Below are 25789 nucleotides of genomic sequence, written 5' to 3'. Positions count from 1 at the left end.
GCCGCGCATCCTGTCAGTTCCATTCCTAGGGGAGCTCCGTGCATTTCCTCGCCGTTCTCAGCATGAAGAACCGCGCCCTGATCGCGCTCGTGACGATCGTCGCCGCGGTCTTCGGCGGCCTCGCGCTGAACAACCTCAAGCAGGAGCTCGTGCCCTCGATCTCCTTCCCCCAGCTCGTCGTGCTCTCCAGTTACCCGGGCGCCTCGCCGGAGGTCGTGAACAACGACGTGAGCACGCCGGTGGAAGCGGCGATCCAGGGCGTCCCGAACCTCGACAGCACGTCGGCGGTCAGCAGCACGAACCAGTCGATCATCACCGCGAAGTTCACCTACGGCACCGACCTGGCCACGGCGGAACAGAAGATCGACCAGGCGATCAACCGCATCAAGTCGGGGCTGCCGTCCGGCGTCGAGCCGCAGGTGCTGTCCGGCAGCATCGACGACCTGCCGGTGGTGCAACTCGCCGTCTCGTCCTCGGGCGACCAGCGGACGCTCGCGAACGACATCACCAAGCTCGCCCTCCCCGACATCAAAGACCTGAAGGGCGTCAACGACGCTCAGCTCGTCGGCGAGGTCGGGCGACGGATCACGATCACGCCGGACCCGGCCAAGCTCGCGGTGGCGGGGGTCAGCTCGTCTGCGATCAAGGACGCGCTCCAGCAGAGCGGCGTGCTCATCCCGGGCGGGTCGATCACCGAGGACGACAAGACGCTGTCGATCCAGTCCGGGCAGCAGCTGAAGTCGGTGGACGACATCGCGGGGCTGCCGCTGGTGAAGTCGGCATCCGCGGGGTCGTCGGCTGCTTCAGGGGCTGCCGGTGCGGGTGGTGCGGCCGGTGCTGGCGCTGCGGCCGGTGCGATCGGTACCAACGAGCCCGCTCAGGTCGTGGGCGCGCCCCCGACGATCGGATCCGTCGCGACGGTCGCCGAGACGGACGACCCGATCACCTCCCTCTCTCGCGTCAACGGCGAGCCGGCGCTCACCATCGCCGTGACGAAGCTGCCGTCGGCGAACACCGTCGAGGTCTCGCACGAAGTCACCGACCTCATCCCGGACCTCGAGAAGAAGCTCGGATCGGACGCGAAGATCACTGTCGTCTTCGACCAGGCGCCGTTCATCACCCAGTCGATCAACTCGCTCGCCGAGGAGGGCCTGCTCGGGCTCGCGATGGCCGTCATCGTCATCCTGGTGTTCCTGCTGTCCGTGCGGGCGACCCTGGTCACGATCGTGTCCATCCCGACCAGCGTGCTGATCACCTTCGTCGTCATGTGGGCGACCGGCTACACGCTCAACATCATCACCCTCGGCGCGCTCACCATCGCGATCGGACGCGTCGTGGACGACTCCATCGTCGTCATCGAGAACATCAAGAGACAGCTCGTCCCCGGCGTCGATCGCGCCGTCACGATCGTCAAGGCCGTGCGCGAGGTGGCCGGAGCGATCACGGCGTCGACCATCACGACGGTCGCTGTGTTCCTGCCGCTGGCGTTCGTCGGAGACGTGACCGGCGAGCTGTTCCGTCCGTTCGCGCTGACCGTCACGATCGCCCTGCTGTCGTCGCTGCTCGTCGCGCTGACGATCGTGCCGGTGCTCGCGTACTGGTTCCTGCGCGCGCCCAAGGTGCACAAGCACGACGGCGAGACCGCGGCGACGACCGACGCCTCGCACCTGTCCGTGGAGGAGGCGGCGGCCGCCGGTGTCGACGAGCTCGAGCATCCGTCGCGTCTCCAGGCCGGTTATCTGCCGATCATCCGCTGGACCCTCAAGCACTCGTGGGTGACCGTGGTGGCGGCCGCGCTGGTGCTCGTGCTCACGTTCTTCGCGTTCCCGTTCGTGAAGACGAACTTCCTCGGTTCGAGCGGGCAGAACTCGATGACCGTCACGCAGACCCTGGACCCGGGCGCGAGCCTGCAGGCGAAGGACGACGCGGCGAAGGTGGTCGAGCAGAAGCTGATCGACACGAAGGGCGTGAAGACGGTCCAGGTGTCGATCGGGTCGTCCGGCTCGTCGCTTCGCGACGCCTTCACCGGCGGCGGGGGCGGCACCACGTTCTCCGTGACGACCGACCCGGACGCCGACCAGGAGAAGCTGCAGAACACCATCCAGGACGAGCTCGCGGCGATCAAGGACCAGGGTGAGATCACGCTGTCCGCGTCGAGCGGCTTCGGTGGGTCGACCGACATCCAGGTGGACATCACGGCCAGCAACGACGGCGACCTGCAGAAGGCGACCGACGCCGTGCTGACCGAGCTGCAGAAGAAGAAGTCGCTCAAGCAGGTGACCGACAACCTGTCCGCCTCGCTGCCCTACGTCGCGGTGGAGGTCGACCGCTCGAAGGCGGCCGCCGCGGGCCTGAGCGAGGTCGCCGTCGGCACGATCGTCTCGCAGGCGATGCAGCCGACGCAGGCCGGATCCGTCGCGATCGACAACACGACGCTCAAGATCTACCTGCAGTCCGAGAACCCGCCGACCACCGTCGCGGGCCTCGCGCAGCTGCCGATCCCGACCGCCACCGGCGTCGTCCCGCTGGACACGCTGGCCTCGGTCGCGGAGGTCAAGGGGCCGTCCACGGTCACCACCGAGCGCGGGCTCCGGACCGCGAGCGTGACGGCGACCCCGGCGACGGACAACCTGACCACGGCGAACGCGGACGTCTCGGCGGCACTCAAAGCGGCGGACCTCCCGGAGGGCGCCACCGCGAAGATCGGCGGCGTCTCGGCGAGCCAGTCCGACGCGTTCGGGCAGCTCGGCCTGGCGCTGCTCGCCGCCATCCTCATCGTGTACATCGTGATGGTCGCGACGTTCCGCTCGCTGCTGCAGCCGATCCTTCTGCTCGTGTCGGTGCCGTTCGCGGCGACGGGCGCCATCCTGCTGCAGATCGCGTCGGGCATCCCGCTCGGTGTCGCGTCCATGATCGGTCTGCTGATGCTGATCGGAATCGTGGTGACGAATGCGATCGTCCTCATCGACCTGGTCAACCAGTACCGCAGACGCGGCATGTCCGTCGCAGACGCGGTCGCGCACGGTTCGTCGCGCCGACTCCGCCCGATCCTGATGACGGCGATCGCGACGATCGCCGCTCTGACCCCGATGGCGCTCGGCGTCACCGGCCATGGCGGTTTCATCTCGCAGCCGCTCGCGATCGTGGTGATCGGCGGCCTCATCTCGTCCACCGTGCTGACGCTGGTCGTGCTGCCGACGCTGTACAACCTGGTGATCGGCCGGCGCGAGCGGAAGGCGGCGCGCAAGGCGGCACGGGATGCGGCGGCGGGCGGTCCGACGGATGGCCCGGGCGGCGACGCGCCGCGCGGGCCGGACGGTGGACCGCGCGACGGCGGCTCGCCGGATGACCGCTCGCCCGACGCTCCGCAGCCGCCGGTGTTCACGAGCCCCGCGGGCGGGTCGCAGATCTGACGGCGCAGCGGTCGGACGTCCGGAAGTCGGACGTCCGGTTGCGGCCTGCCAGGCGTGATCCTCCGGCAGCCTCGTCCGGGATGCCAGACATGCGGCCGCGCCAGAGCGTCGCGGCGGCCCCGGGCCCTGGCTAGGGTCGCGGTATGAGCGAGCAGTGGCTGTCCGTCGATCCGCTGTGGCCGCGCGCGGGCGGCTGGGACGCGCTTGGCGCTGACGATGTCGACCTCGCGCTCGTCGGCATCCCGACGCACGAGACGTCGCTGTCGCCGACCGGCGCCCACCGCACCCCCGCCGCGGTGCGGGACGCGCTGCGGCGCTACTCGGCGTTCGCCCCGGGCCTGGATGTGGAGGCGCTGCGGTTCGCAGACGCCGGCGACGTGGCCGACCCCGACGGTCCGGATGGGCGCGAACGCGCCATCGGCGCCGTTGCGGAGGCGGTGAGCCGTTCCCGGCTGACCGTCGCTGTCGGCGGCGACAACTCGCTCACGGTTCCGGCGATGCTCGGCGCGGCGGGCGATGCGTTGGGAAGCGCGGGCCTGATCACCCTCGACGCCCACCACGACCTCCGGGACGGGCGCTCCAACGGCTCGCCGGTGCGCGAGCTGCTGGAGGCCGGGCTGGACGGGCGCCGCGTCGTGCAGCTCGGCATCGCCGACTTCGCCAACTCGGCCGCGTACGCGCGGCGGGCGGAGGAGTACGGCATCACCGTCATCACCCTGGACGCGCTCCGCGCCCGGCCCATCGACGACGTGATGGCCGAGGCGCTGGACATCGCGGGTGCTGCCGGCGGCCCCATCCACCTGGACCTCGACGTCGACGTCTGCGACCGATCCGTCGCCCCCGGATGCCCGGCGTCCGTCCCCGGCGGCCTGGCCGCGTGGGAGCTGCGCCGCTTCGCGCGCCGCGCGGCCGCGTCCCCTCAGGTGCGCTCGATCGACATCGCCGAGGTCGACGCGACCGCCGACACCCCCGATCAGCGCACCGTCCGCCTCGCCGCTCTCCTCGTCCTCGAGTCCGCCGCCGGCCTCGCCACCCGCTGACCGGCGCCCCTCCTCCCATCGAGTCCGCAATGAGTGCACGCGACACGCCGCGCAGCCGTGCACTCTTCGCGGACTCGATGGCGGCGGGCCGGGTGGCTAGAGGGTGAGGGTGCGGGCGACGAGGGGGACGCCGGGGCGGTAGGCGAGGTGCACGGAGGTGGGGGCGCGCAGCACCACCAGGTCGGCGCGCGCACCGACGCGGAGGTGTCCGACGTCGTCTCGCCGCAGGGCGGCCGCGCCGCCGAGCGTGGCGGCGCGCAGAGCCTCCGCCGGCGTCAGTCCCATCTCGCGCACGGCGAGCGCGATGCAGAACGGCATCGACGAGGTGAACGACGAGCCCGGGTTGCAGTCGCTCGCGAGCGCGACGGTCGCGCCCGCATCCAGCAGCCACCGCCCGGACGGGTAGGGGTGCCTAGTCGAGAACTCGACGCCCGGGAGCAGGGTCGCGACGGTTTGGGAGGCGGCCAGCCGCTCCACGTCCTCATCGCGGAGGTACGTGCAGTGGTCGACGCTGGCCGCATCCAGCTCGACGGCCAGCTCGACCCCGTCGCCCGGTCCGAGCTGGGCGGCATGGAGCCGGAGGCCGAGCCCGCGGGCCGCACCCGCTTCGAGGATGCGCCGCGATTGCTCGACGGTGAAGGCGCCGGTCTCGCAGAACACGTCGATCCATCGCGCAGACGGCGCGCAGGCGTCGAGCATCGGGCCGGTGACGAGGTCGACGTAGGCGTCGGGATCCGACGCGTACTCGGGAGGAACGACATGCGCCCCGAGGAAGGTCGTCTCGTCCGTCACCTCGCGCGCGATCCGCAGCAGGCGGTCCTCGTCGGCGACGGTCAGCCCGTAGCCGCTCTTGATTTCGAAGGTCGTGGTCCCCTGGGCGCGCAGCTCGCCCACGAAACCGGCCAGCCGCGTGCGCAGCGCGTCATCCGACGCTTCCCGGGTCGCCGCGACCGTGGACCGTATGCCGCCCGCGGTATACGGTCGCCCGGCCATCCGCGCCTCGAACTCCGCGGCCCGGTCGCCGCCAAACACCAGGTGCGTGTGCGAGTCGACGAACCCCGGGATGACCGCCGCGCCGTCGACGTCTACGATCTCGTCGGCATCCGCCACGGGTGCGGACGCGGCGGGCCCGGTCCATGCGATGCGGCCGTCGACTGCGAGCACGGCGGCATCCGCCAGCGACCCCAGCGAACCGGGATGCGCGGGATCGAACGTGACCAGCTCGCCGATCCCCGTGACGAGGGTCGCGGTCATCGGCGGGCGGCGCTCTGCTCGCGCATCGGGATGCGCAGGCCGCGCTCGTCGGCGACCTCCACCGCACGCTCGTAGCCCGCATCCACGTGCCGCATCACACCGGTGCCCGGGTCGTTGATGAGGACCCGCTCGATCTTCTCGGCGGCGAGCGGCGTGCCGTCCGCGACGACGACCTGGCCCGCGTGAATGCTGCGCCCGATCCCGACCCCGCCGCCGTGGTGGAACGACACCCAGGTGGCGCCGGAGGCCGTGTTGAGCAGCGCGTTCAGCAGTGGCCAGTCGGCGATCGCGTCGGAGCCGTCGGCCATCGACTCGGTCTCGCGGTACGGGGATGCGACCGAGCCCGAGTCGAGGTGGTCGCGGCCGATGACGACCGGCGCCGAGAGCTCGCCCGAGGCGACCATCTCGTTGAAGCGCAGCCCGGCGAGGTGGCGCTCCTTGTATCCCAGCCAGCAGATCCGCGCCGGAAGGCCCTCGAAGTGCACCTTCTCGCCCGCCTGGGTGATCCAGCGGCGCAGGTGCTCGTCCTCGGGGAACAGCTCGAGCACGGCGCGGTCGGTCGCCGCGATGTCGGCGGGGTCGCCGCTCAGTGCCGCCCAGCGGAACGGCCCCTTGCCCTCGGCGAAGAGGGGGCGGATGTACGCGGGCACGAAGCCGGGGAAGTCGAACGCGCGGTCGTATCCCCCGAGCTGTGCCTCGGTGCGGATGGAGTTGCCGTAGTCGAAGACCTCGGCGCCGGCGTCCTGGAACCCGACCATCGCCTCCACCTGGGCGGCCATCGAGCGGCGGGCGTCGTCGGTGAAGCGCTCGGGATCCGCCGCGGCGCGCTCGCGCCACGACTCGACGTCGTACCCGATCGGCAGGTACGAGAGCGGGTCGTGGGCACTGGTCTGGTCGGTCACGATGTCGATCGGGACGCCGCGGCGCAGCAGTTCGGGGAACACCTCGGCGGCGTTGCCGACCACGCCGACCGAGAGCGCGCGTCCCTCGTCCTTGGCGGTCACGGCCTGGTACACGGCGTCGTCGAGGTCGTCGGCGAGCACATCCAGGTAGCCGTGGTCGACGCGACGCTGCAGGCGGGTGCGGTCCACATCCACGATCAGCACGGAGCCGCCGTTCATGGTGACGGCGAGCGGCTGCGCCCCGCCCATGCCGCCGCAGCCGCCGGTGAGGGTGAGGGTGCCGGCGAGCGACCCCTCGAACCTCTTCCGCGCGACCGCGCCGAAGGCCTCGTAGGTGCCCTGCAGGATGCCCTGGGAGCCGATGTAGATCCAGGATCCGGCGGTCATCTGGCCGTACATCGTCAGCCCCAGCGCCTCCAGCCGGCGGAACTCGGGCCACGTCGCCCAGTCGCCGACCAGGTTCGAGTTGGCGATCAGCACACGCGGCGCCCACTCGTGCGTGCGGAACACGCCGACCGGCTTGCCGGACTGCACGAGCAGCGTCTCGTCCGCCTCCAGGTCGCGGAGGGTGGCGACGATCGCGTCGAACGCCTCCCAGCTGCGGGCCGCGCGGCCGGTGCCGCCGTAGACGACCAGGTCGTCCGGCCGCTCGGCCACGTCGGGGTCGAGGTTGTTCATCAGCATCCGCAGCGGCGCCTCGGTCTGCCAGCTCTTCGCGGTGAGCTCGGTGCCGCGCGCGGCGCGGACCGGTCGTGCTCCATCCATCGTGTGGTCCTTTCTTCTGCTCGGCGGCTAGTGGGTCGGGTCGGGGAGATCGGCGGCGCGCCGCAGGGCGCCGGAGGAGAGGAGGGCGTGGGCGGCCTCGATCTCGGGGGACAGGTGGCGGTCGGGGCCAGGGCCGGGGACGGCGCTGCGGAGGGCAGCGATGACGGCGCCCGTGCGCGGGCCGGGCTGCAGCGGAGCGCGGAGGTCGGCGCCGCGGGCGGCGGTCATCACCTCGATCGCGAGCACGCGGGCGAGCCCGTCGAGGGCGCGGCGCAGCTTGCGGGCGGCCCCCCATCCCATCGACACGTGGTCCTCCTGCATCGCGGACGACGGGATGCTGTCCACCGACGCGGGCGCGGCGAGCCGCTTCAGCTCGGAGACGATGCCGGCGGCCGTGTACTGCGCGATCATCAGCCCCGAGTCGACGCCGACCTCGTGCGCGAGGAACGGCGGCAGCCCCTGGTTGCGTGCGGGATCGAGGAAGCGGTCGGTGCGCCGCTCGGACATGCTCGCCACATCCGCCACCGCGATCGCCAGGAAGTCCAGGACGTACGCCACGGGCGCGCCGTGGAAGTTGCCGTTCGACTCGACCCTGCCGTCAAGCGTCAGGACCGGGTTGTCGACCGCCGATGCCAGCTCGCGGGAGGCGACGAGCTCGGCGTGGTCCACGGTGTCGCGCGCGGCGCCGTGCACCTGCGGGGAGCAGCGCAGCGAGTACGCGTCCTGGACGCGCGTGCACTCCGGGCCCTTGTGGCTGGCGACGATCGGGGAGCCGGCGAGCATCGCGCGCAGATTCGCGGCCGAGATGGCCTGGCCCGCCTGTGGGCGCAGCCGCTGCAGGTCGTCGGCGAAGACGGCGTCGGTGCCGAGCAGCGCCTCGACGCTCATCGCAGCGGCGATGTCGGCGTCGGCGAGGAGGCCGTGCAGGTCGTGGATGGCCAGCGCGAGCATCCCGAGCATCCCGTCGGTGCCGTTGATGAGCGCGAGCCCTTCCTTTTCGGCGAGGACGACCGGCCGGATGCCCGCCGCCGCCAGGGCCGCGGAGGCGTCCACGAGCTCACCGTCGACGCGGACGCGGCCCTCGCCCATCGCCGCGAGGGCGCACTGCGCAAGCGGCGCCAGGTCCCCGGAGCAGCCGAGCGACCCGTACTCGTGGACGACCGGCGTGATCCCGGCGTTCAGGAGGGCCGCGTACGTCTCGACGGTCTCGGGCCGGGCGCCGGTGCGTCCGGTCATCAGGGTGGACAGGCGCAGCAGCACGAGTGCGCGCACCACCTCCTGCTCGACCTCCGGGCCGGAGCCCGCCGCGTGCGATCGCACCAGGCTGGCCTGCAGCTGCGCGCGCCGGTCGCCGGGGATGAACGTGGTGGCGAGGGCGCCGAACCCGGTGGAGATGCCGTAGTGCGGCTCGGTGTCGTCGGCGAGCGCTTCGATGATCGCGCGGGAGGCGGCGACGCCCTCCAGCGCCTCGGGGTCGAGTTCGATGCGGGCGTCGTGCCGGGCGACGGCGACGACGTCGGCGATGGTCAGCGCGCCGGTGCCGACGGTGACGGAGGTCTGGGTCTGGAGCATGCTCCGATCCTCGCGCCGAGGGCGGTGGCGGCGGGTCAGCGGTAGGCTGCTCGGTGTCCGGGATCCCAGACTCGGCCGGCGAGGAGGATGACGTGAGCAAGGTGCCCGCCGCCGAGAACACGCTCCGCATCCTGGGCTACCTGGGGACGCAGCGCGGTCCGGTGCCCGCCGCCGCGATCGCCGGACACCTCGGGCTGCCGCGCTCGACCGTCTACCACCTGCTCACGGTGCTGGCGGAGCACGGCTTCGTGCTGCACTTCCCCGAGGCGAAACGCTACGGCCTGGGCGTCGCGGCGTACGAGCTGTCGAGCGGGTTCTCGCGGCAGCAGCCGCTCAGCCGCCTCGGGCGTCCCATCGTCGCGGCTCTCGTGGATGCGATCGGGGAGTCCGGGCACGTCGCCGTGCTGCACGGGCGCGACGTGGTCTACATCGTCGAGGAGCGCGCCCCGCGCCGGCCGCGCCTCGTCACGGATGTGGGCGTCCGTCTCCCCGCGCACCTGACGGCGAGCGGACGCGCCCTGCTGGCCACGCTCCCCCGGGAGCAGCTGCGCGCGCTGTACCCGGATTCCGGCGCGTTCGAGGACCGCACCGGCTCCGGCCCGCACTCGTACGCCGAGTTGCGCCGCCTGGTGACCGAGGCGCGCGAGCGCGGCTACGCGACGGAGGACGGCGACGTGACGCCGGGCTTCGCGTCCGTCGCCGTCTCCGTGCGCGATCACGCGGGCTGGCCGGCGGCCGGGATCGCCGTCACGTTCCCGCGCGAGAACGTCCCGCCGGAGCGATGGGATGGGCTCGCCGCGCGGGTGCGCGAGACGGCGGCCGAGCTGTCCCGCCGGATCCGGGGGAGCTGACCGGCCACCGCCTCGCGTGGACGCTCAGGCCCGGCTGGGCGTGCGGTTCTCTGCGCTGACCATCCAGGCGAACTGCTCCAGCTTCTCGATGATCGCGTGGAGCAGGTCGGCCGAGGTCGGGTCCTCCTCGTCGACGTCGTCGTGCACGTCGCGCATGGTGCGGACGACCGCCTCCAGCCGCTCGGTGATGAGGTCCACCGTCTCCTCGGTGTCGACCTCGCCGTTCGGGAACTCCGGGAGGCTGGTCTGCTCGGCGACGGTCGCGCTGCGTCCGTCGGGCGTCGCATGCAGAGCGCGCAGTCGCTCGGCGACGTCGTCGCTGAACTCGCGCGCGGCCTCGACGATCTCGTCGAGCTGCAGGTGGAGGTCGCGGAAGTTGCGGCCGACGACGTTCCAGTGCGCCTGCTTGCCCTGGAGGTGCAGCTCGATCAGGTCGACGTGCACGCGCTGGAGGTTCTGCGCCAGCTCGGTCGAGGCGACGAAGCCGTGCTCGGCGTGCTCGCGGCGCGTCGGGGCGACGCCGACCGCGCTCGTGCGGCGGACCGCGGGGGTCTTCGGCTTCTTCGCGCTGCTCTTCGTCTTGGTGTCGGTTGCGGCCACGATGGGTCCCTTCTGTTCGATGGACGACACGCACGGTATGCCGCGGGAACGCGGCCCGGAACCGCCTTGACAAGCCCGAAAACCACTTGGCACTCTCGTAGTGAGAGTGCTAATATCTGTGGCCGAAAGGCGGCGATAACCGCCTCTCATCAGCTCAATTGAAGAAAGGGGTACATCTGATGGCCATGTCGTTCGATCCTTTCTCCCAGTTGGACCGGATCGCCCAGAGCGTGTTCGACACCAGTCGCCAGCCGCGCCTGATGCCGGTCGACCTCTTCCGGGAGGGCGACCGCTACATCCTGAACGCCGACCTTCCCGGCGCCGACCCGTCGTCGGTGGATGTGGACGTCGACGGCCACCTCCTCACGATCCGCGCGGTGCGCACGGCCGCCGATCGCGACGGTGCCCGCTGGCTCGCGCAGGAGCGGCCCTACGGTGCCTACATGCGCCAGTTCACGATCGGCGACGACGTCGATCCGGACGGCATCACCGCGTCGTACGACAACGGGGTGCTGAGCGTCATGATCCCGGTCGCCGAGCGGGCGAAGCCGCGCAAGATCGCGGTGGAGTCGAGGCGATCGGAGGGCGGCGGCGGCACGATGCGCGTCGATGAGGCGCGCAGCGACGCCCGGGCGGTCTCGTCGTAACCGGGTGACCGCGGGGGCCGCCGTCAGTGTTCGGCGCGCCCCCGCGCCACCCACTCCAGCCGCCGCAGCGTCTCCGCGTTCCGCACATGCAGCAGCGCGTCGGCGATGACCCCGGGGAGCTTCGTCACGATCCCGGTGTGGGGGTACTCCTCGATGCGCACCAGGCAGCCTCCGCCGCGCGGCTTCACGTCGATGATCACGCGCTCGGTGCCGAAGGGCCGCGTCTTCGCCTCCAGCACCATCCGCCGCGGCGGGTCCCACTCGTCGATGCGCGTCTCGTCGTTGAGGACCAGCGGCCACACGCCCACGGAGTGGTGCAGGCGCGAGCCCTGCGCGGGGTAGCGGTCGTCCGCTGCGCGCAGACGGGACGCGCCGACGACCCAGGTCGGGTAGACCCACGGGTCGGCGAGGACGGCGAAGACCTGCTCGGGTGTGCAGGCCATACGGCGGACGTTGACGGACATGATCACGGCTCCGATGGGGTCGGTGGACGCAGCGCGTCCGGGATGAGCGGGGCGGACGGCGGAGCGGCTACCTGGTCGGGCGCGGGCGCGAGGTCGGGCATCCGGGTCATCCCGAACTCGTGGCGGAGGGCGCTGCGGGCCGCGTAGTAACCGCCCAGGCCGTGGACGCCCGGGCCGGGCGTCACGGACGCAGAGGCCAGATAGAGGCCGCGCCCGGGCATCCGCCACGGCTCCGTCGAGAGCACGGGACGCGCGACGAGCTGACCCAAGTCGGGGGCGCCGGCGGAGATGTCGCCGCCGATGTAGTTGGGGTTGTGCTGCTCCATCTGCACCGCGTTCATCGTGTTCGTGCCGATGATGAGGTCGCGGAAGCCGGGTGCGAACTGCTCGATGCGGCGGATGATCGCCTCCGTGCGGTCCTCCGTCGAACCGCGCGGCACATGCGTGTAGGCCCAGAGCACGTGCTTCCCCGCGGGCGCGCGGGTGGCGTCGAACAGCGACGGCTGCGCGACCAGCACGTACGGCGGGTCGCTCTGCCGGCCGTGCGCCACCGCATTCTCCGAGCGCGCGGTCTCTGGACGGGTGCCGCCCAGGTGGACGGTGCCCGTCTCGAACAGCTCGGGGTTGGTCCACGGGACCGGGCCGGACAGGGCGAAGTCAGCTTTGAAGACGCCGTTGCCGTCACGGAAGCGGGAGACGCGGCGGAGGTAGGACGCGGGGAGCCGGTCCTCGCCGAGCCGGACCGCGTCCGCCACGTGCGTGTCGAAGACGATCACCCGTGCGTCCGGCAGGTCGGCCAGTGACGTGACCGGCGTGCTCGTGACGATCTCGCCGCCGTGCGCTTGCAGGTCGGCGGCCATCGCGTCCGCGATCGCCCGGCTGCCTCCGACGGGGATCGGCCAGCCGCGGGCGTGGGCCTGGACTGCGAGCGCGAGCCCGGCGGCCGCGCCGGCCAGGCTGGGCAGCGACAGCGTCGTGTGCGCGAAGACGCCGGAGAGCAGCGCGCCCGGCGCTTCGGTGCGGAACGGAAGGTCCCACCACGGGCCGCCCTGCGCGAGTGCGGTGAGCCCGAACCGTGCGGCGACGAGTGGATGCCGGGGCACCTGCAGCAGCTCCGAGAGGGTGAACTGCGCCACCGCGTCCGCGTCGCGCACCAGCGGACCGAGGAGCGCCCGCCAGGCCGGCCCGTCGACGCCGAGGCCGTCCACCGTGCGCTCCAGGTCGAGGTACGCCATGGCGACCCGGCCGCCGTCCAGAGGGTTGCCGTACGACGCCGTCGGCACCACGAACGGCACCCGGCGCTCCAGCTGGAACCTGCGGAAGAACCCGGAGGCGAAGGCGAGCGGATGCACGGCCGAGCAGATGTCGTGCAGGAAGCCCGGCAGCGTCAACTCCTCGGTGCGGAGGCCGCCGCCGATGGTCGCGTTGCGCTCGTACACCCGCACCCGGAGGCCGGCCCGCGCGAGCGTCAGCGCGGCCGCGAGACCGTTCGGGCCCGACCCGATGACGATCGCATCGAGGCCGTCCGACGAGGTGGATGCGCTCATACCTCCCTGTATACCCCGCGCCCGCACAGCGGCCGAGGGTGATGGGCAGCCCGTTCCCAGCCTGCGTCCTGTATCGTTGGCAGGTCGGCTCTTGACACCGCGCTCGTCGCGCGGATGGGTTTGTCAGTCAAGCGGGCCGGTTCTGCACCCGATCAGCGGTGCGGATCACATGATCGTGAACGGCCCGAGCAGAGTTTCGCCCGGGATACATCCGGTGCGCTTCGGCGTGCCGCCGCGCACTCGAGACCAACCCAGGAAGCACATCCATGCCCGGATACAACAAAGACCGACGATCGCAGCCGTCCCGCGGCGGCGCCCCCAAGAGCGGCAGCCGCAGCCCCAAGCACCGCGGCTACCGCGCCGAGGAGCAGGGCGCGGCCCCGAAGAAGGCCCGCTGGAGCACGGAGGACCGCGCCGCGCGCGGCCGCTCCGTCTACGGCAGCCGCGACGACAGCGCCGGCTCCGGCCGCGGTGCCTCGCGCGGAGAGCGCCCCAACTGGGAGCCCCGCGGCAAGGACGCGCGCCGCACCGAGCGCGAGTGGGAGGACCGCTCGCAGCGCCAGGAGCGTCCGCGCCGGTCGTACGACGACCGCGCCGAGCGTCCGCGCCGCGACCAGGACGACCGTCCGCGTCGCGACTTCGGTGACCGTGCCGAGCGCCCGCGGCGCGAGTACGACGACCGCCCGCGGCGTCAGTACGACGACCGTACGGAGCGTTCGCGTCGCGACTTCGGTGACCGTGCCGATCGTCCGCGTCGGGAGTACGACGACCGCCCGCGTCGCGACTTCGGTGACCGTGCCGAGCGCCCGCGTCGTGAGTACGACGACCGCCCGCGTCGTCAGTACGAGGACCGTGCGGAGCGTCCCCGCCGCGACTTCGGCGACCGTGCCGAGCGTCCCCGCCGTGAGTACGACGACCGTCCGCGTCGCGACTTCGGTGACCGTGCCGAGCGCCCCCGCCGCGAGTTCGGTGACCGTCCCCGCCGCGACTTCGGCGACCGCGCCGAGCGTCCCCGCCGCGACTTCGACGACCGCCCGCGCCGCGACTCCTCCTTCTACCCGTCGCGCGACGAGAAGCCCGCGTTCGACCCCACCGACGATGTCGTCCTCGAGCGCCTGGAGGCGGAGGCCATCCAGGCGCAGGACGTCGAGGGCGTGACCTTCGCCGATCTCGGCCTCGGCGGCAACATCGTCCGCGCGCTCGCCGAGCTCGGCGCCGAGACCCCGTTCCCGATCCAGGCCGCCACCACCCCGGATGTGCTGGCCGGCAAGGACGTGCTCGGCCGCGGCCGCACCGGCTCCGGCAAGACCATCGCCTTCGGCGCCCCCATGGTCGAACGCCTGATGCAGCTGTGGGCCGAGTCCGGCAAGTCCGGCGGCAAGCGTCAGCTCGGCCGTGCGCCGCGCGCGCTCATCCTGGCCCCGACCCGCGAGCTCGCGCTGCAGATCGACCGCACCGTGCAGCCCATCGCCCGCAGCGTCGGCCTCTTCACCACCCAGATCTACGGCGGCGTGCCGCAGGGCCGCCAGGTGGGTGCGCTGCAGCGCGGCGTCGACATCGTGATCGGCACCCCCGGCCGCATCGAAGACCTCGTGGAGCAGGGCCGCCTCGACCTCAGCGAGGTCGCCATCACCGTCCTGGACGAGGCCGACCACATGTGCGACCTCGGCTTCCTCGAGCCTGTGCAGCGCATCCTGCGCCACACCTCGGACGGCGGCCAGAAGCTGCTCTTCTCGGCGACCCTGGACTCCGGTGTCGCACAGCTGGTCGACGAGTTCCTGGTCGAGCCGGCCGTGCACGAGGTGGCGGGCGAGGACCAGGCGTCCTCGACCATCGACCACCGCGTGCTCGTCATCGAGCACCGCGACAAGGGCGCCATCATCGAGCAGCTCGCCGACCGCGACGGCAAGACCCTGGTCTTCGCCCGAACCCGCGCCTTCGCCGAAATGCTCGCCGACCAGCTGGAGGACGCCGGCATCCCCGCCGTCAGCCTCCACGGCGACCTCAACCAGTCGCGCCGCACGCGGAACCTGGCCCAGCTGACGAGCGGACGCGTCAACGTGCTGGTCGCGACGGACGTCGCCGCACGCGGCATCCACGTCGACGACATCGACCTGGTGATCCAGGCGGACGCCCCGGACGAGTACAAGACGTACCTGCACCGCTCCGGCCGCACCGGTCGCGCCGGCAAGCAGGGCACCGTCGTCACGCTGATCCCGAAGCACCGCCAGCGCCGGATGAACGAGCTGCTGGGCCGCGCCGAGATCGAGGCCGACTTCGTCCCGGCCGCCCCCGGCGACGACGTCCTCCTGACGCTCGCGCAGTAACCGGCGTCAGCCCGCCACCGGAGAGCCGTCCTCGACACGCTGTGTCGGGCGACGGCTCTCCTGCGTTTCCGCCGCCCCGAGCCCGACCGGGCCGACGAGCACCGCGACCGCCGCGACCGCCGAGCAACGCGCAGAGCACCAGGGTGGCCGCAATCAGGGCCTCGGGTTGACGACTCGATACCGTCGTGGAAACGCTCATGTCCTCGGAGGGAGATCGGATGACCGTCCACAGCTCGAAGCGCCGTCGCACCCTGTCGTTCATCGGGGGGATGGCGCTCCTCGGATCGGCAGGACTCGTCGTTCTCGTCGGGTCGCCGGCGATCGCGGATGAGGACCACGGCGTCCCGCGCGGCGGCGACGGGAGCCTCCACCTTCTCCCCGACGTCATCGTGAACTCCGGGATCGAGGCGGGGAACTCCTCCGACTTCCCGTTCATGGGACAGCTCTTCCTTCCCCAGGTCGCGCAGCGGGCCGACGAGCTCGCACACGCGCAGGAGGCGGTCCGTGCGGCGGCCACCCGGCTCACCTTCGACGGCAGCAGGGGTACGGCCGCCGATGGCCGGTACACGCAGCTCCGGGACACCCTCTTCGACGGCTACTCTCCGGCGGCGGTCCGGGGCGCCGGCTCGATCGCCGCGCCCTCGGACGATGACCCCTGGATCCTCCTCATGGCGGTCGCGGCCCTTCCACTCACCGGCCTGGCCGCATTCCTCGGCGCGAAGACCGGGGCGAGGCGCCGGAGGGCTCGCGCCTGACCGGTCGGCGACGCATCGTCAGCCACGCGCCGAGGATCCCGATGAGCGTACCCGCGAGGAAGATCGCCGGCCAACGGTAATCGAAGCTCGAGTCGCCGAGGTTCGACGAGGAGGATGTGGTGTCCCGTGTCGTGACGGGCGTCGCGAAGGACTCGTAGATTTTCGCCGGGTCGGCGCCGTTGGCACGCGTGTTCGAGAGCACTGTCGAGAAGCGCGCGCTGTAGTCGCCGGCCGTTGTGCGGTCCGCGCTTCCCGTGGCGATGCTTCCGTTCATGGCGTCGAGGAGTGCGCGCGTGTCCGCTTGTGTCCTCTGGATGTTGACCAGCAGGTCGTCGAACTGGGCGGAGTTGTCGGAGATCGCGTTCGCGCTCGCGGCGACACCGTCGGCGGCAGCCGACGTCGCCTTCACGAGTTCTGTGAGCGATTCGTAGAGCATCGGCCCGGTCCGCTCATCGAGGTACAGCTCGGCTCTGCCCTCCTGCTGCCCGTCCCACGGGACGGTCGTCAATTGGATCACGGTGGGGGACTGCTCCTGCCAACGCTCTGGGGCGGCGTGCACCGCGGTCGTGGCCGCCGCGTACCACTCCTCCAGTCCGGACAATGCGCTCGAGAAGAACGACGGCGAGAGATGGAGGCTCGCCAGCGTGCGGAGATCGGCGTCGATCTGCGCGCGGTGTTCGAGACCGAGCCGGATCTGCTCGATGATCGCGGAGACGACATGCCGGCCGAGCGCCAGATAGGCGTCGACGTCGTCGGGGTGCAGGCGTTTCTCGATCGTGGCGGCGTCGATGACTCCGTACCGGTTGACGACGGAGTCGGCCCTGTGCCCGGGGAAATCTCCGCTCTGCGTCACCGCCGACACGAAGGCGCCGAGGTCTTCGTCCGGTCCGCCATAGAGGGCGTGGAGGAGCTGAGCGGCCGTCCGGATGTCTCCGAGGTAGCCGGCGATTCCGGCCACCGAAGAGGACACCGTGTTCGCACCGGCGTTCGCGGGATCCAGCACGTAGACGTCGCTGCGGATGATCTGCGCGGCGGGCGCGCCGACGTCTCCCTGGGCGGTGAAGTCGATCTTGACGGTGCCCGCGGCATCCCGCAGTCGGATGGTGTAGGTCACGGTGACGCCGACCGGACTCTCGCCCGAGCTGTTGTCGACCGTGACCGTCTGGGTCGCCGCGTCCACCTGCACGCACCCGGGGCACTCCGGCGACGTCGCCGTCGTGACGGTCACGTCAGCGGCGGTGAGCGGCGCGGGAACGGAGACGTCCAGCGTCTGGCGGTCTCCAGCCTCCACCGTGACCGAGACCCCGGTCGTGACGCTCTGATCCCCGCCCGGCATCGGGCGGAGAACGTCCAACGGCGGTGACGCGATGGTGTTCGCGTCGGCGTAGCGCTTGATCAGCTGCAGATCCGCGGCGTAGGGCGCTGAATCGAAGCCCGACGATGCGTGAAGCGCGCCGGACAACTCGTCGAATGCGACGGGATCCGTCGAGATGGACGCGACGAGGGCGCTGATGCGGTCGACGTACCGATCGATCTCCATCGGCCGGTTGCCTCCGCTGAGCGTCTTGGCGAGCTTCTGAGCGAGAGCCTTCGTGGCGTGAGCGGCCGTCAGCGTCGCGAGGTCGATGTCGTACGACTCGTCGGCGAGTCCGGATGCTCCGGCGGGTGCTCCGATCGTGGAGTTGTCGGCCGGCATCGCGATGGTGAAGTACTCCTCGAGGAGCGTCGTCTCGAGCTCCTCCAATGCGGTGATCGAGCCGACGAGCTCCGCCCGCCGGCCGTTCAAAGAGGCGACCACCTCCTCGACGCGTCCGTTGTACTCCCGAGCGAGCGCGTCGTACCCGGACACCGCCCGCTGCAGCGTCGGGCGGACTCCCGTGTGCGTGCCGTCCGCGTCGACGGAGTCCATGCCGCGAAGCCCCGACCACGTGCCGTCGCCCGAGAGGAGCCCGTCGATGTGGGCGGAGAACGCCGCGTCGTACTGCTGCTGGTCCGCAGCGGCCTGATCGCTGAGCGCGATGTTCCCGTTGGCCGCATTGCGCTCGGCGATCTGCCTTTGGAGGACGAAGTAGTCGTCGAGAGAGGGCTGCTGGCGGGCGAGCGACGCGCTCGTCGACGTCAGCGTGCTGGTGGTGCTCTGGGTGAAGCCGTTCTGGCTCTGGATCCACGCGGCGTTCATGGAGCGCAGGATCTCGGTCAGGCTGATGTCGCCGTCGTTCTTCGTCGCGATCTTCTCGGCATCGGGATGGAGGCTGTCCGACAGCGTCCCCACCAGTCGAGCATGGCTGTCCACCACGGTCGACATCCTCGACTGCGCCTCCGAGATGTTCCCGGCGACGCTGGCGAAGTACAGCTGGACGACGCGGGCGTTGAAGTCGCGCAGGATCGACGACACCTCGTTCTGCAGCCGTTGCTGGGACAGCGCGTCGCCGGGAGCGACTTTGTAGTCGATCCGCGCCTGGACCGGATCGAGGTCCTGCAGGCTGAGGATGTCGTGCGAGAACGATCGTGGCAGCACGATCACCGCTTGGACGGCCTCGTCGGCGTAGGCCTTCTCCGCGACGCTTCGGGAGACGACCTGCCAGTTGTAGCGATTGTCCCGCGCCACCAGATCCACGAACTTCTTGCCGAACAGGTACTCCGAGCCGTTGAACGGTGCCGAGTGATCCTCGTTGACCAGCGCGATCGTGGCGGAGTTGACGGATGGCCCTGTGGACGGCTCGCCGAAGGTCGCCGCCGAGCTCACGAGCAATGCGGACAGGCCGAGCACCGACGCGCCGATGAGGATTTTCTTGAGCATTCCGCCTCCTGATCCCTGTAATTGCGGCCACCGCGCTCCCCGTGCGATTTGACCCCTCAGAAGCCACACCCATACGTTGTAAGCACATGCAACAGTTTACGCATCAGGTGCAGTATTTCTCGTTGCAGATTACCAGACACAGCACAGAGAGGCGCCCGACATGGGTCAGATCAGCGTTACCCCGGAAGAACTGAAGCAGCAGGCGCAGGTCTACACGCGCTCGAGGGACGAGATCGAGCAGGCGATCCAGAAGGTGAACCAGATGAACTCGACCATCGCCGAGGAGTGGAAGGGTCAGGCGTTCCAGGCGTACCTCGAGCAGTACAACCAGCTGTACGACAACGTGCGCAAGTTCGAGGACCTGCTGGTGAGCATCAACCAGCAGCTGAACAAGTACGCCGACACCATCGCCGAGCGCGACGCGCAGGATGCGCAGAGTTTCGGCTTCTGATCCGCTCGCCGTGTCCTTCTCAGCGGGAACACCGTCGTGATCGAGATCACCCTCGTGTTCCACGGCAGGCAGATCGATCTGCTGGTGCCGGGCGGCGTCACGTTCGACCGCCTGCGACAGCTCATCCACGACGCCTTCGCTGAGAAGGGCACGGTACTGCCCGGCGGGTTCTCCCTCGTCCTCGACGACAAGTATCTCGCCGTCAGCGGGCACGACGTCATCGCAGCATTCGGCATCGCCAACGGCGATCGCCTTCGGATCACAGCAACGGGTTGAGCAATGCGAATTGAACGAGAAGGCCATGTGCTCGAGCTCGAGGCCAGTGCCTCAGTCGTCCACGTCAGCGTGTCGAAGAACGGGTACGACGGCGCGTCCCTCGACGTGATCCGTCGCTACGTCGACGCGCACGAGACAGACGACGGTCTGATCATCGACTACTCGCTCGGCGAAGGCGAGATCAGCTTCCGGGAGGCGGCCAGCCGGGCGCTGACGCGACTCGACCGTCTGGCCCTGGCGCAGAAGCTGGCCGCGTGCGTGGGATACCGCGGGAGATTCCGCGTGCCCGTGATCCATCCGGACAACGTCTACCTCGACGGCGACCTCGTGCGCGTCGTGCACTGCGGTCTCCACGGCATGCTCGAGCCGTCCGCCTTCGACGAAGCGCTGTTCCTGCGGACGTTGCAGGCGATGGTGCTCCAGGTCTTCCGGCCGAAGATGGCCTTCGAGCAGTTGCTCGACGGGGCGAAAGGGCTCAGAGACGAGTTCTCGACCTCCGTGTGGCAGACCACCACGACCGACGAGCTCTTCGCCGTCATCGGTGCTCAGCTGCGGGCCGAGCGGGCGCAGACCGTCGCCACCCGGGCGAGCGTGTCGAAGCGTCGCTACGCGCTGTACCGCATCCTCGGGGCTCTCGGTGTCATCGCGGGCCTGGTCGCCGGCGTCTTCGCCTGGCAGGCGGAGGATCGCAACCGTCTGCAGACAGCCGTGGTGGCATCGCAGGCCCGGTTCCTCGCGAGCGACTACGCAGGCACCCTCGATGCGCTCGACGGCTATGCCGCTCCGTCGCTGCCGGTGTCCGCGAAGTACGTCCTGGCGGTGTCGAGCATCAACCTCAACGACCTCACGGCGACCCAGAAGGAGGCGATCCTCAACAACATCTCGGAGAAATCCGACGACGTCACGCTGAACTACTGGATCGCTCTGGGGCGTGGCGAACTGGACCACGCGCTCGATCTCGCGAAGAACCTCGGTGACGCCCAGCTCACGCTGCTGGCGTACACCGACCTCTACCAGGCGACCAAGCTCAATACCCGGATGGCCGGAGCGGAGAAGCAGAAGCTGCTCGACGAGTATGCGAAGGCGATCGACGAGCTGGCGACGAAGCTCGGCGCCCCGAGCGGCGAGGCGGCACCGGTCGGCGAGGCGGCACAAGGATGAACGTCTTCGACTCGGAACCGGTCGAAGAGACCCGGATGGCCGTCCTCGACTCCCGTCTCGACCCGAATGAACTGCTCTACCTCGTCTATGTGCTCGACGGTGATCGCGCGACCACCCTCTCCCTCACGGAGGAGCGTCCCCTCGTCGATCACCAGGGCCACAAGCTCAGCGTCATCAATGACGCGCTCTACGTGGACGGCGACCGGATCGGCGACGGACTCCACACGGTGGGCGACCTCACCTGTCTCGTCGTGTCCGCTTCCCGCGCCCGCACGCGGTTCTTCACCGTCGACCGCGGCGCTGAGGTGGTCGTCGGTGACGGGCCGGTCGCCGCCATCACGGCGGAAGGGTCGCCGCTCCTGATACTGCGCGAGGACTTCCTGATCGTGGATGCGAACGACCGGCTGGTGTATGTCGACGGCACCGTGGTCCGAGGTCGACAGCTCTTCGACTTCGTGGCCGGGACGGTGATCCTGACCGAGTCCTTCCTCCTCGAGAAGCGCCCCACCCAGTTCAAGATCACGGTGTTCGGCGCTGACGTCGTCATCGACGACACCAGTGTGCTCGTCCAGCAGCCGGTGAGCGAATTCCCGCCCGATTTCCCGGACTATCGGCGCTCGCCGAAGCTGAACCTCGAGGTCGAGGAGGCGGAGTTCCGCCTCCAGGGTCCGGACAAGCCGGCCGCGGCATCCAAGAGCGGCGGCATCCTGAAGATGCTGGTACCGCCGTTCGCGATGATCGCGGTGACGGGCACGACCACCGTGATCTCCGGCAACAACCCGGTGATGCTCATCGGGATGGGGCTCGCGAGTCTGCTGACGGCCTCCTTCACGGTGTCGCAGTACGTCAGACAGAAGAAGGACGAGAAGGCCGCCTCGGCGCGGGTCGACGAGGAGTACACCCACTATCTGGTCAGGACCGTCGCGGAGGTCTCGCGTGCAGTGGACTCCGAGCGGCGCGTCCTCTCGTATCAGCAACCCAGCCCGCACGAGCTCGCCGCGATGGTCGAGCGGTACGAACCGCGGATCTACGAGCGGCAGCGTTTCAACAAGGACTTCTTGACGGTGTCGCTGGGGCTGTCCGATCGGCCGTCGGCGGTGAAGGTGTCGTCGGACGTCAGCGACAAGGATTCCGGCGCGCGCGCACAACAGGTGAGGGACCTGGCCACGGCCTTCCAGACCCGACGCGACGTTCCGACGCCGATCGGCGTCGCGGGTCAGACGATCGGCCTGGTCGGGCCGCCCGATGTCGTCACCGACTACCTCCAGTCGCTCCTCTTCCAGCTCGCCTTCTTCCACTCCTATCGGGACGTGAACTTCGTCAGCGTCCTCTCCCGCGAGGCCTACGCGACGACGTGGAGGACGTGGAGGCTGCTGCCGCACTTCCGGCTCCTCGAACTCAACATGCGCGGGTTGATCTACGCGGAGAGACTGCGCGACGTGGTGCTGAACAGCTTCTATCAGCTCCTCCAGAAGCGTAAACAGGCGCTCAAGGACGCGGGCACGCAGAAGCCGCAGTTCGCCCCTCATGTGGTGTTCACCATTGCGGACGATCACCTGCTGGCCGGCCACGGGATCAACGAACTCCTGGCCGAGGACATGAGCGAGCTCGGGGTGACGGTCATCTGGTGCAGCGAGGACGCCAAGCTGCTGCCCGAGACCGTGACCGCTCTCATCCAGGCGCCGCATCGCGTGCGAGGAGAGCTGGTCACCGACAACAGCGTCTACGTGGCGACGCCCTTCACGCCGTACCCGCTGCCCGACGATCTCGAGCACTCTCTCCGCAGGCTCGGCAATCTGAACCATCTCGAGGTCGAGAAGAACGCGGTGCCGGAATCGCTCAGCCTCCTGGAGCAGTACGAGGTGTCGACGGTCGAAGACCTGCAGATCGCCGATCGGTGGGCGCGGGCGGAACCGAACAAGTCCATCGCCTCGCTGATCGGGTGGCGCGGTAAGGCCGACTTCGTGTCCTGGGACCTCCACGAGCGAGCGCACGGACCGCACGCGCTCGTCGGCGGAACGACGGGTTCGGGCAAGTCGGAGTTCTTGACGACGTATCTGATCGGGCTCGCCATCAACTTCTCGCCCGAAGACGTCGGCATGCTGATCATCGACTGGAAGGGCGGCGGCATCGCGAATACGCTCGACCGCCTCCCTCATTTCATGGGCGCCATCACGAACCTCGACGGCGCAGGCACGGCACGCGCGCTCGCGAGCATCAAGGCGGAGCTGAACAAGCGGCAGCGCGAGTTCGCGATCTACGGCGTGAACAGCATCAACGCGTACATGACGCTGTACAAACAGCGCCACGACCCGAAGCCGGGCATCACCTATCCCCGCAAGCCCCTCCCGCACCTGGTGCTCGTCTCCGACGAGTTCGCGGAGCTCAAGGCGAATGTGCCCGAATTCCTCGACGAGCTCACGTCGGTGGCACGGATCGGACGAAGCCTCGGCGTGCACCTGATCCTCGCCACCCAGAAGCCGAGCGGTGTGGTGAACGACCAGATCGAGGCGAACTCCACGTCGAAGATCGCGCTGAAGATGGCGAGCGAGCAGGACTCGAACGAGCTCGTCAAGACCACGGACGCCGCGCACATCACGAACCCCGGTCGTGGCTACCTCAAGGTCGGGCAGAACGTGGTCTACGAGCTCTTCCAGAGCGGGTATGCCGGCGTGCCGTACGACCCCGACGCGGAGGTCACCGAGCACATCGACGAGCGCATCTTCACGATCAACGAGGTCGGTCAGTACGAACTGTTCTACGACCCGGATGAAGAGGTCGAGCAGGGTAAGGACACCAGCGACCTGCCCTCGCAGCTGGACGCCGTCATCGACACCATCGTGGGCATCTTCACCAGCGACGTCACGCTGACGACGCCCGACAAGCCGTGGCTCCCGAACCTGCCCGCTCGCATCCCCTCGCCTGAACCGGACCGGGGCGATGGACTGAGCGTGCCGCTGGGTCTGCTGGACATCCCGTCCAGGCAGGCCCAGAAGAGCTACGCGTTCGATCTCGCACGCGACGGCCATACCGCGGTGTTCGGCAGCCCCGGCTACGGCAAGTCGACGGTGCTGCAGACGCTCGTCCTGAATCTCGCAAAGGCCCGAACCCCCGAGCAGGTCCACGTGAACCTGATCGATTTCGGCAACAACGGCCTCCTGCCGCTGAAGGACCTGCCGCACGTCGCCGACATCGTCACCCTCGAAGAGACCGAGAAGCTGGCCAAGATGCTCGACGCCGTCGCGGTCCTTCTGGGCGAGCGGAAGCAGCTCTTCAAGGAGGCCGGTGTCGCGAACCTCGACCAGTACCGCGCGAAGACCGGATCCGACATCCCGGTCGTGCTGAACGTGCTCGACGGCTACGACAACCTGACGGGCAGCGACCGGCGCAAGGACACGATCGACAACCTCCTGCTGCAGGTGCTGCGCGAAGGATCGGCGCTGGGCGTGTTCCTCGTGCTGAGCGCCGGCCGTGTCGGCGGCGTCCGCATGAACATGCTGAGCAACATCTCGACGAAGCTCTGCCTCTTCGTGAACGAGGACAGCGAGCTCTCCCAACTGATGGGCCGCGATCGCCTCCAACAAGCCGACCTCCCGGGCCGCGGCCAGCTCTTCACCGAGGGCGCAACCGCGATCCAGTTCTACCTACCCGCGCCGGGCGACGACAGCGCCGAGACGCTTGCCGCGTTGGAGGAGCAGGTCGCCGCCCTCGACGCGGCGTGGACGGGTGCGCGGCCGAAGCGGATCCCGATGGTGCCGCAGGAGCTGACGGTGGATGCGATCGACACGAAGGCGGAGCGGTCGCCTCATGTGCTGTCCTTCGGATTGAACAAGTCCACCGCGGCTCCGGAGGGCTTCGAGATGTTCCGCGGCGACGCGTTGGGGATCTTCCCCGAATCGCCGAAGCAGGCCGCCCTGTTGTATCCGTTCTTGGCCGGCCAGATCGCGGAGGTGACTGCCGGCGAGGACCTTGTCGTCATCGACGCGACTAACGCGTTGGAATCGACGCTCGAGTCCGGTGCAACGCTGTACGTCGGCAAAGCGCTGCTGAAAAACAACGCCGCCGAGGTCAAGGCGGCGCTGACGAACCTTTCCGAAGGCGGAACCGAAGCGCGTGTTTGCCTCGTGATCAACGGTGTCGCGGAGGTGTCCGACAAGGTGATGCTTCCCGCGCACCAAGTGGGGGAGCTGTTGGCGGCCAGCGGTTCCGACGTGCAGGTGATCGTGCTGGACCTGATGTCGAGGCTGAACAACGCATACAGCCTGGTCGGCGCTTTCAAGGAGAGCCTGGACCAGATCCTCTTCGGCGGCGACCTCAATGCGCAACGCTTCGTCGAAAACCGTGCGTTCCTCACCAGTAAGGAGACGTTCGCCAAGAACGTCCTGCACTCGCTCAAGGACGAAGAGCTCTTCCAGATCGTCGTTCCAACGGCGAGTGGAAGCGAGGCATGACGATGGCATTGGAACTGCAGGGCGCGCTGCTCGGATTGGGTTCGATCGTTCGGCTGGAGAGCGAGAACTGGACGGGGTTGTTCGTCGTTCTTGCGCGCGGGGCATACCGGCCGCACCAGGAACACAACGAGGTGGTGCCCCGATACCTGCTCGCCCCGCACCCCTACGGGGAGGCGCCGGACCAGGAGACGTTCCCGCTGCTCGCCAGCGAGATCGTCGAGGTCGTGTTCGAGGGGTACACGGACGATGCCGACGCGGCGTTTCTCGCGGACCTTCTGGACCAGATGGAGAACGGAGCACGTCCGGTCGTTCGTGCGACACAGTTCACCGAAGAGCTCACCGCGATCCCGGCGGCGCGGCCCGAGAAAGCCGAGCCCGGCGAGATCGCGGACACGGTCGGCGACCCCTTCTTCGAGCTTCGCAGATTGGTCGAACAGGAATATGGGAAGGGCGAGTAGTGAAGATTTCTTCGAGTAGCGCTGCGGCGCGAGACGCCGTTGCTGGTTTCACCCG

At 69.6% G+C, this 25789-nt stretch carries 18 protein-coding genes; 11 read left to right on the top strand and 7 right to left on the bottom strand.

Annotated features, from left to right (window positions below):
• Positions 1-38: 38 nt before the first annotated feature.
• Positions 39-3413: an efflux RND transporter permease subunit gene (locus AB0P25_RS05150; protein WP_363805795.1), complete on the top strand. Its 3375-nt coding sequence runs from the start codon at positions 39-41 to the stop codon at positions 3411-3413.
• Between the two features lie 143 nt (positions 3414-3556).
• Positions 3557-4453, top strand: coding sequence for an arginase family protein (locus AB0P25_RS05145; protein ID WP_363805793.1), 897 nt, complete (start codon positions 3557-3559; stop codon positions 4451-4453).
• A gap of 96 nt (positions 4454-4549) precedes the next feature.
• On the opposite strand, the gene hutI is transcribed toward AB0P25_RS05145, so the two are convergent.
• From hutI to hutH, 3 genes are read right to left on the bottom strand one after another with little or no spacing between them, the layout of a single operon-like run.
• The gene (gene hutI / locus AB0P25_RS05140) at positions 4550-5707 is read right to left on the bottom strand and encodes an imidazolonepropionase (RefSeq protein ID WP_363805792.1); all 1158 of its coding nucleotides are present in this window, start codon (positions 5705-5707) and stop codon (positions 4550-4552) included.
• Positions 5704-7374, bottom strand: coding sequence for a urocanate hydratase (gene hutU / locus AB0P25_RS05135; protein ID WP_363805790.1), 1671 nt, complete (start codon positions 7372-7374; stop codon positions 5704-5706). Before hutU ends, hutI begins: the two co-directional genes overlap by 4 nt.
• A gap of 27 nt (positions 7375-7401) precedes the next feature.
• Complete coding sequence (hutH, locus tag AB0P25_RS05130) at positions 7402-8946, bottom strand: histidine ammonia-lyase (protein WP_363805788.1); 1545 nt, start codon at positions 8944-8946, stop codon at positions 7402-7404.
• Between the two features lie 92 nt (positions 8947-9038).
• Here hutH and AB0P25_RS05125 point away from each other — a divergent pair, with 92 nt between their 5' ends.
• A complete protein-coding gene (locus tag AB0P25_RS05125; RefSeq protein ID WP_363805787.1) occupies positions 9039-9797 on the top strand; it encodes an IclR family transcriptional regulator in 759 nt (252 codons plus the stop codon).
• A gap of 24 nt (positions 9798-9821) precedes the next feature.
• On the opposite strand, the gene AB0P25_RS05120 is transcribed toward AB0P25_RS05125, so the two are convergent.
• Positions 9822-10397, bottom strand: coding sequence for a DNA starvation/stationary phase protection protein (locus tag AB0P25_RS05120; RefSeq protein ID WP_363805786.1), 576 nt, complete (start codon positions 10395-10397; stop codon positions 9822-9824).
• 179 nt (positions 10398-10576) lie between these two features.
• On the opposite strand from AB0P25_RS05120, the gene AB0P25_RS05115 reads away from it, so the two are divergent.
• Positions 10577-11044: an Hsp20/alpha crystallin family protein gene (locus tag AB0P25_RS05115; RefSeq protein WP_363805784.1), complete on the top strand. Its 468-nt coding sequence runs from the start codon at positions 10577-10579 to the stop codon at positions 11042-11044.
• Between the two features lie 23 nt (positions 11045-11067).
• Here AB0P25_RS05115 and AB0P25_RS05110 read toward each other — a convergent pair whose 3' ends face one another.
• Together AB0P25_RS05110 and AB0P25_RS05105 are read right to left on the bottom strand one after the other, a co-directional pair.
• The gene (locus AB0P25_RS05110; protein ID WP_363805783.1) at positions 11068-11508 is read right to left on the bottom strand and encodes an SRPBCC family protein; all 441 of its coding nucleotides are present in this window, start codon (positions 11506-11508) and stop codon (positions 11068-11070) included.
• 2 nt (positions 11509-11510) lie between these two features.
• Positions 11511-13055: an NAD(P)/FAD-dependent oxidoreductase gene (locus AB0P25_RS05105; RefSeq protein WP_363805782.1), complete on the bottom strand. Its 1545-nt coding sequence runs from the start codon at positions 13053-13055 to the stop codon at positions 11511-11513.
• Between the two features lie 266 nt (positions 13056-13321).
• On the opposite strand from AB0P25_RS05105, the gene AB0P25_RS05100 reads away from it, so the two are divergent.
• Together AB0P25_RS05100 and AB0P25_RS05095 are read left to right on the top strand one after the other, a co-directional pair.
• The gene (locus tag AB0P25_RS05100) at positions 13322-15382 is read left to right on the top strand and encodes a DEAD/DEAH box helicase (protein WP_363805780.1); all 2061 of its coding nucleotides are present in this window, start codon (positions 13322-13324) and stop codon (positions 15380-15382) included.
• A 218-nt stretch (positions 15383-15600) separates the two neighbouring features.
• Complete coding sequence (locus tag AB0P25_RS05095; protein WP_363805779.1) at positions 15601-16137, top strand: hypothetical protein; 537 nt, start codon at positions 15601-15603, stop codon at positions 16135-16137.
• Here the strand turns inward: AB0P25_RS05095 and esaA are convergent.
• Positions 16073-18937, bottom strand: coding sequence for a type VII secretion protein EsaA (gene esaA / locus AB0P25_RS05090; RefSeq protein ID WP_363805778.1), 2865 nt, complete (start codon positions 18935-18937; stop codon positions 16073-16075). The two genes, AB0P25_RS05095 and esaA, sit on opposite strands and share 65 nt — an antisense overlap.
• Before the next feature lie 160 nt (positions 18938-19097).
• Between esaA and AB0P25_RS05085 the strand changes: the two genes are divergently transcribed.
• The 5 genes from AB0P25_RS05085 to AB0P25_RS05065 are packed head-to-tail and all read left to right on the top strand — an operon-like array spanning position 19098 to position 25734.
• Positions 19098-19388, top strand: a complete 291-nt coding sequence (locus tag AB0P25_RS05085) for a WXG100 family type VII secretion target (protein WP_363805777.1) — start codon at positions 19098-19100, stop codon at positions 19386-19388.
• Positions 19389-19424: 36 nt separating this feature from the next.
• On the top strand, positions 19425-19664 hold the full coding sequence (locus AB0P25_RS05080) for an EsaB/YukD family protein (protein WP_363805775.1): 240 nt from the start codon (positions 19425-19427) through the stop codon (positions 19662-19664).
• A gap of 27 nt (positions 19665-19691) precedes the next feature.
• Complete coding sequence (essB, locus tag AB0P25_RS05075) at positions 19692-20825, top strand: type VII secretion protein EssB (RefSeq protein ID WP_363805773.1); 1134 nt, start codon at positions 19692-19694, stop codon at positions 20823-20825.
• The gene (essC, locus tag AB0P25_RS05070) at positions 20822-25276 is read left to right on the top strand and encodes a type VII secretion protein EssC (RefSeq protein ID WP_363805772.1); all 4455 of its coding nucleotides are present in this window, start codon (positions 20822-20824) and stop codon (positions 25274-25276) included. Before essB ends, essC begins: the two co-directional genes overlap by 4 nt.
• Complete coding sequence (locus tag AB0P25_RS05065) at positions 25273-25734, top strand: DUF4176 domain-containing protein (protein ID WP_363805770.1); 462 nt, start codon at positions 25273-25275, stop codon at positions 25732-25734. The genes essC and AB0P25_RS05065 overlap by 4 nt, the downstream gene beginning before the upstream one ends.
• Positions 25735-25789 lie beyond the last annotated feature (55 nt).

The organism is Leifsonia sp. NPDC077715 (assembly GCF_040686855.1).
Taxonomy (GTDB): domain Bacteria; phylum Actinomycetota; class Actinomycetes; order Actinomycetales; family Microbacteriaceae; genus Leifsonia.
Note: the sequence above shows the minus strand (reverse complement) of the source record. Positions and strands in the feature narration are given on the sequence as shown.

Coding starts and splice junctions, on each gene's coding strand:
- AB0P25_RS05145 (WP_363805793.1), top strand. CDS start 3,557: ATGAGCGAGCAGTGGCTGTCCGTCGATCCGCTGTGGCCGCGCGCGGGC.
- hutI (WP_363805792.1), bottom strand. CDS start 5,707: ATGACCGCGACCCTCGTCACGGGGATCGGCGAGCTGGTCACGTTCGAT.
- hutU (WP_363805790.1), bottom strand. CDS start 7,374: ATGGATGGAGCACGACCGGTCCGCGCCGCGCGCGGCACCGAGCTCACC.
- hutH (WP_363805788.1), bottom strand. CDS start 8,946: ATGCTCCAGACCCAGACCTCCGTCACCGTCGGCACCGGCGCGCTGACC.
- AB0P25_RS05115 (WP_363805784.1), top strand. CDS start 10,577: ATGGCCATGTCGTTCGATCCTTTCTCCCAGTTGGACCGGATCGCCCAG.
- AB0P25_RS05110 (WP_363805783.1), bottom strand. CDS start 11,508: ATGTCCGTCAACGTCCGCCGTATGGCCTGCACACCCGAGCAGGTCTTC.
- AB0P25_RS05105 (WP_363805782.1), bottom strand. CDS start 13,055: ATGAGCGCATCCACCTCGTCGGACGGCCTCGATGCGATCGTCATCGGG.
- AB0P25_RS05100 (WP_363805780.1), top strand. CDS start 13,322: ATGCCCGGATACAACAAAGACCGACGATCGCAGCCGTCCCGCGGCGGC.
- AB0P25_RS05095 (WP_363805779.1), top strand. CDS start 15,601: ATGACCGTCCACAGCTCGAAGCGCCGTCGCACCCTGTCGTTCATCGGG.
- esaA (WP_363805778.1), bottom strand. CDS start 18,937: ATGCTCAAGAAAATCCTCATCGGCGCGTCGGTGCTCGGCCTGTCCGCA.
- AB0P25_RS05085 (WP_363805777.1), top strand. CDS start 19,098: ATGGGTCAGATCAGCGTTACCCCGGAAGAACTGAAGCAGCAGGCGCAG.
- essC (WP_363805772.1), top strand. CDS start 20,822: ATGAACGTCTTCGACTCGGAACCGGTCGAAGAGACCCGGATGGCCGTC.
- AB0P25_RS05065 (WP_363805770.1), top strand. CDS start 25,273: ATGACGATGGCATTGGAACTGCAGGGCGCGCTGCTCGGATTGGGTTCG.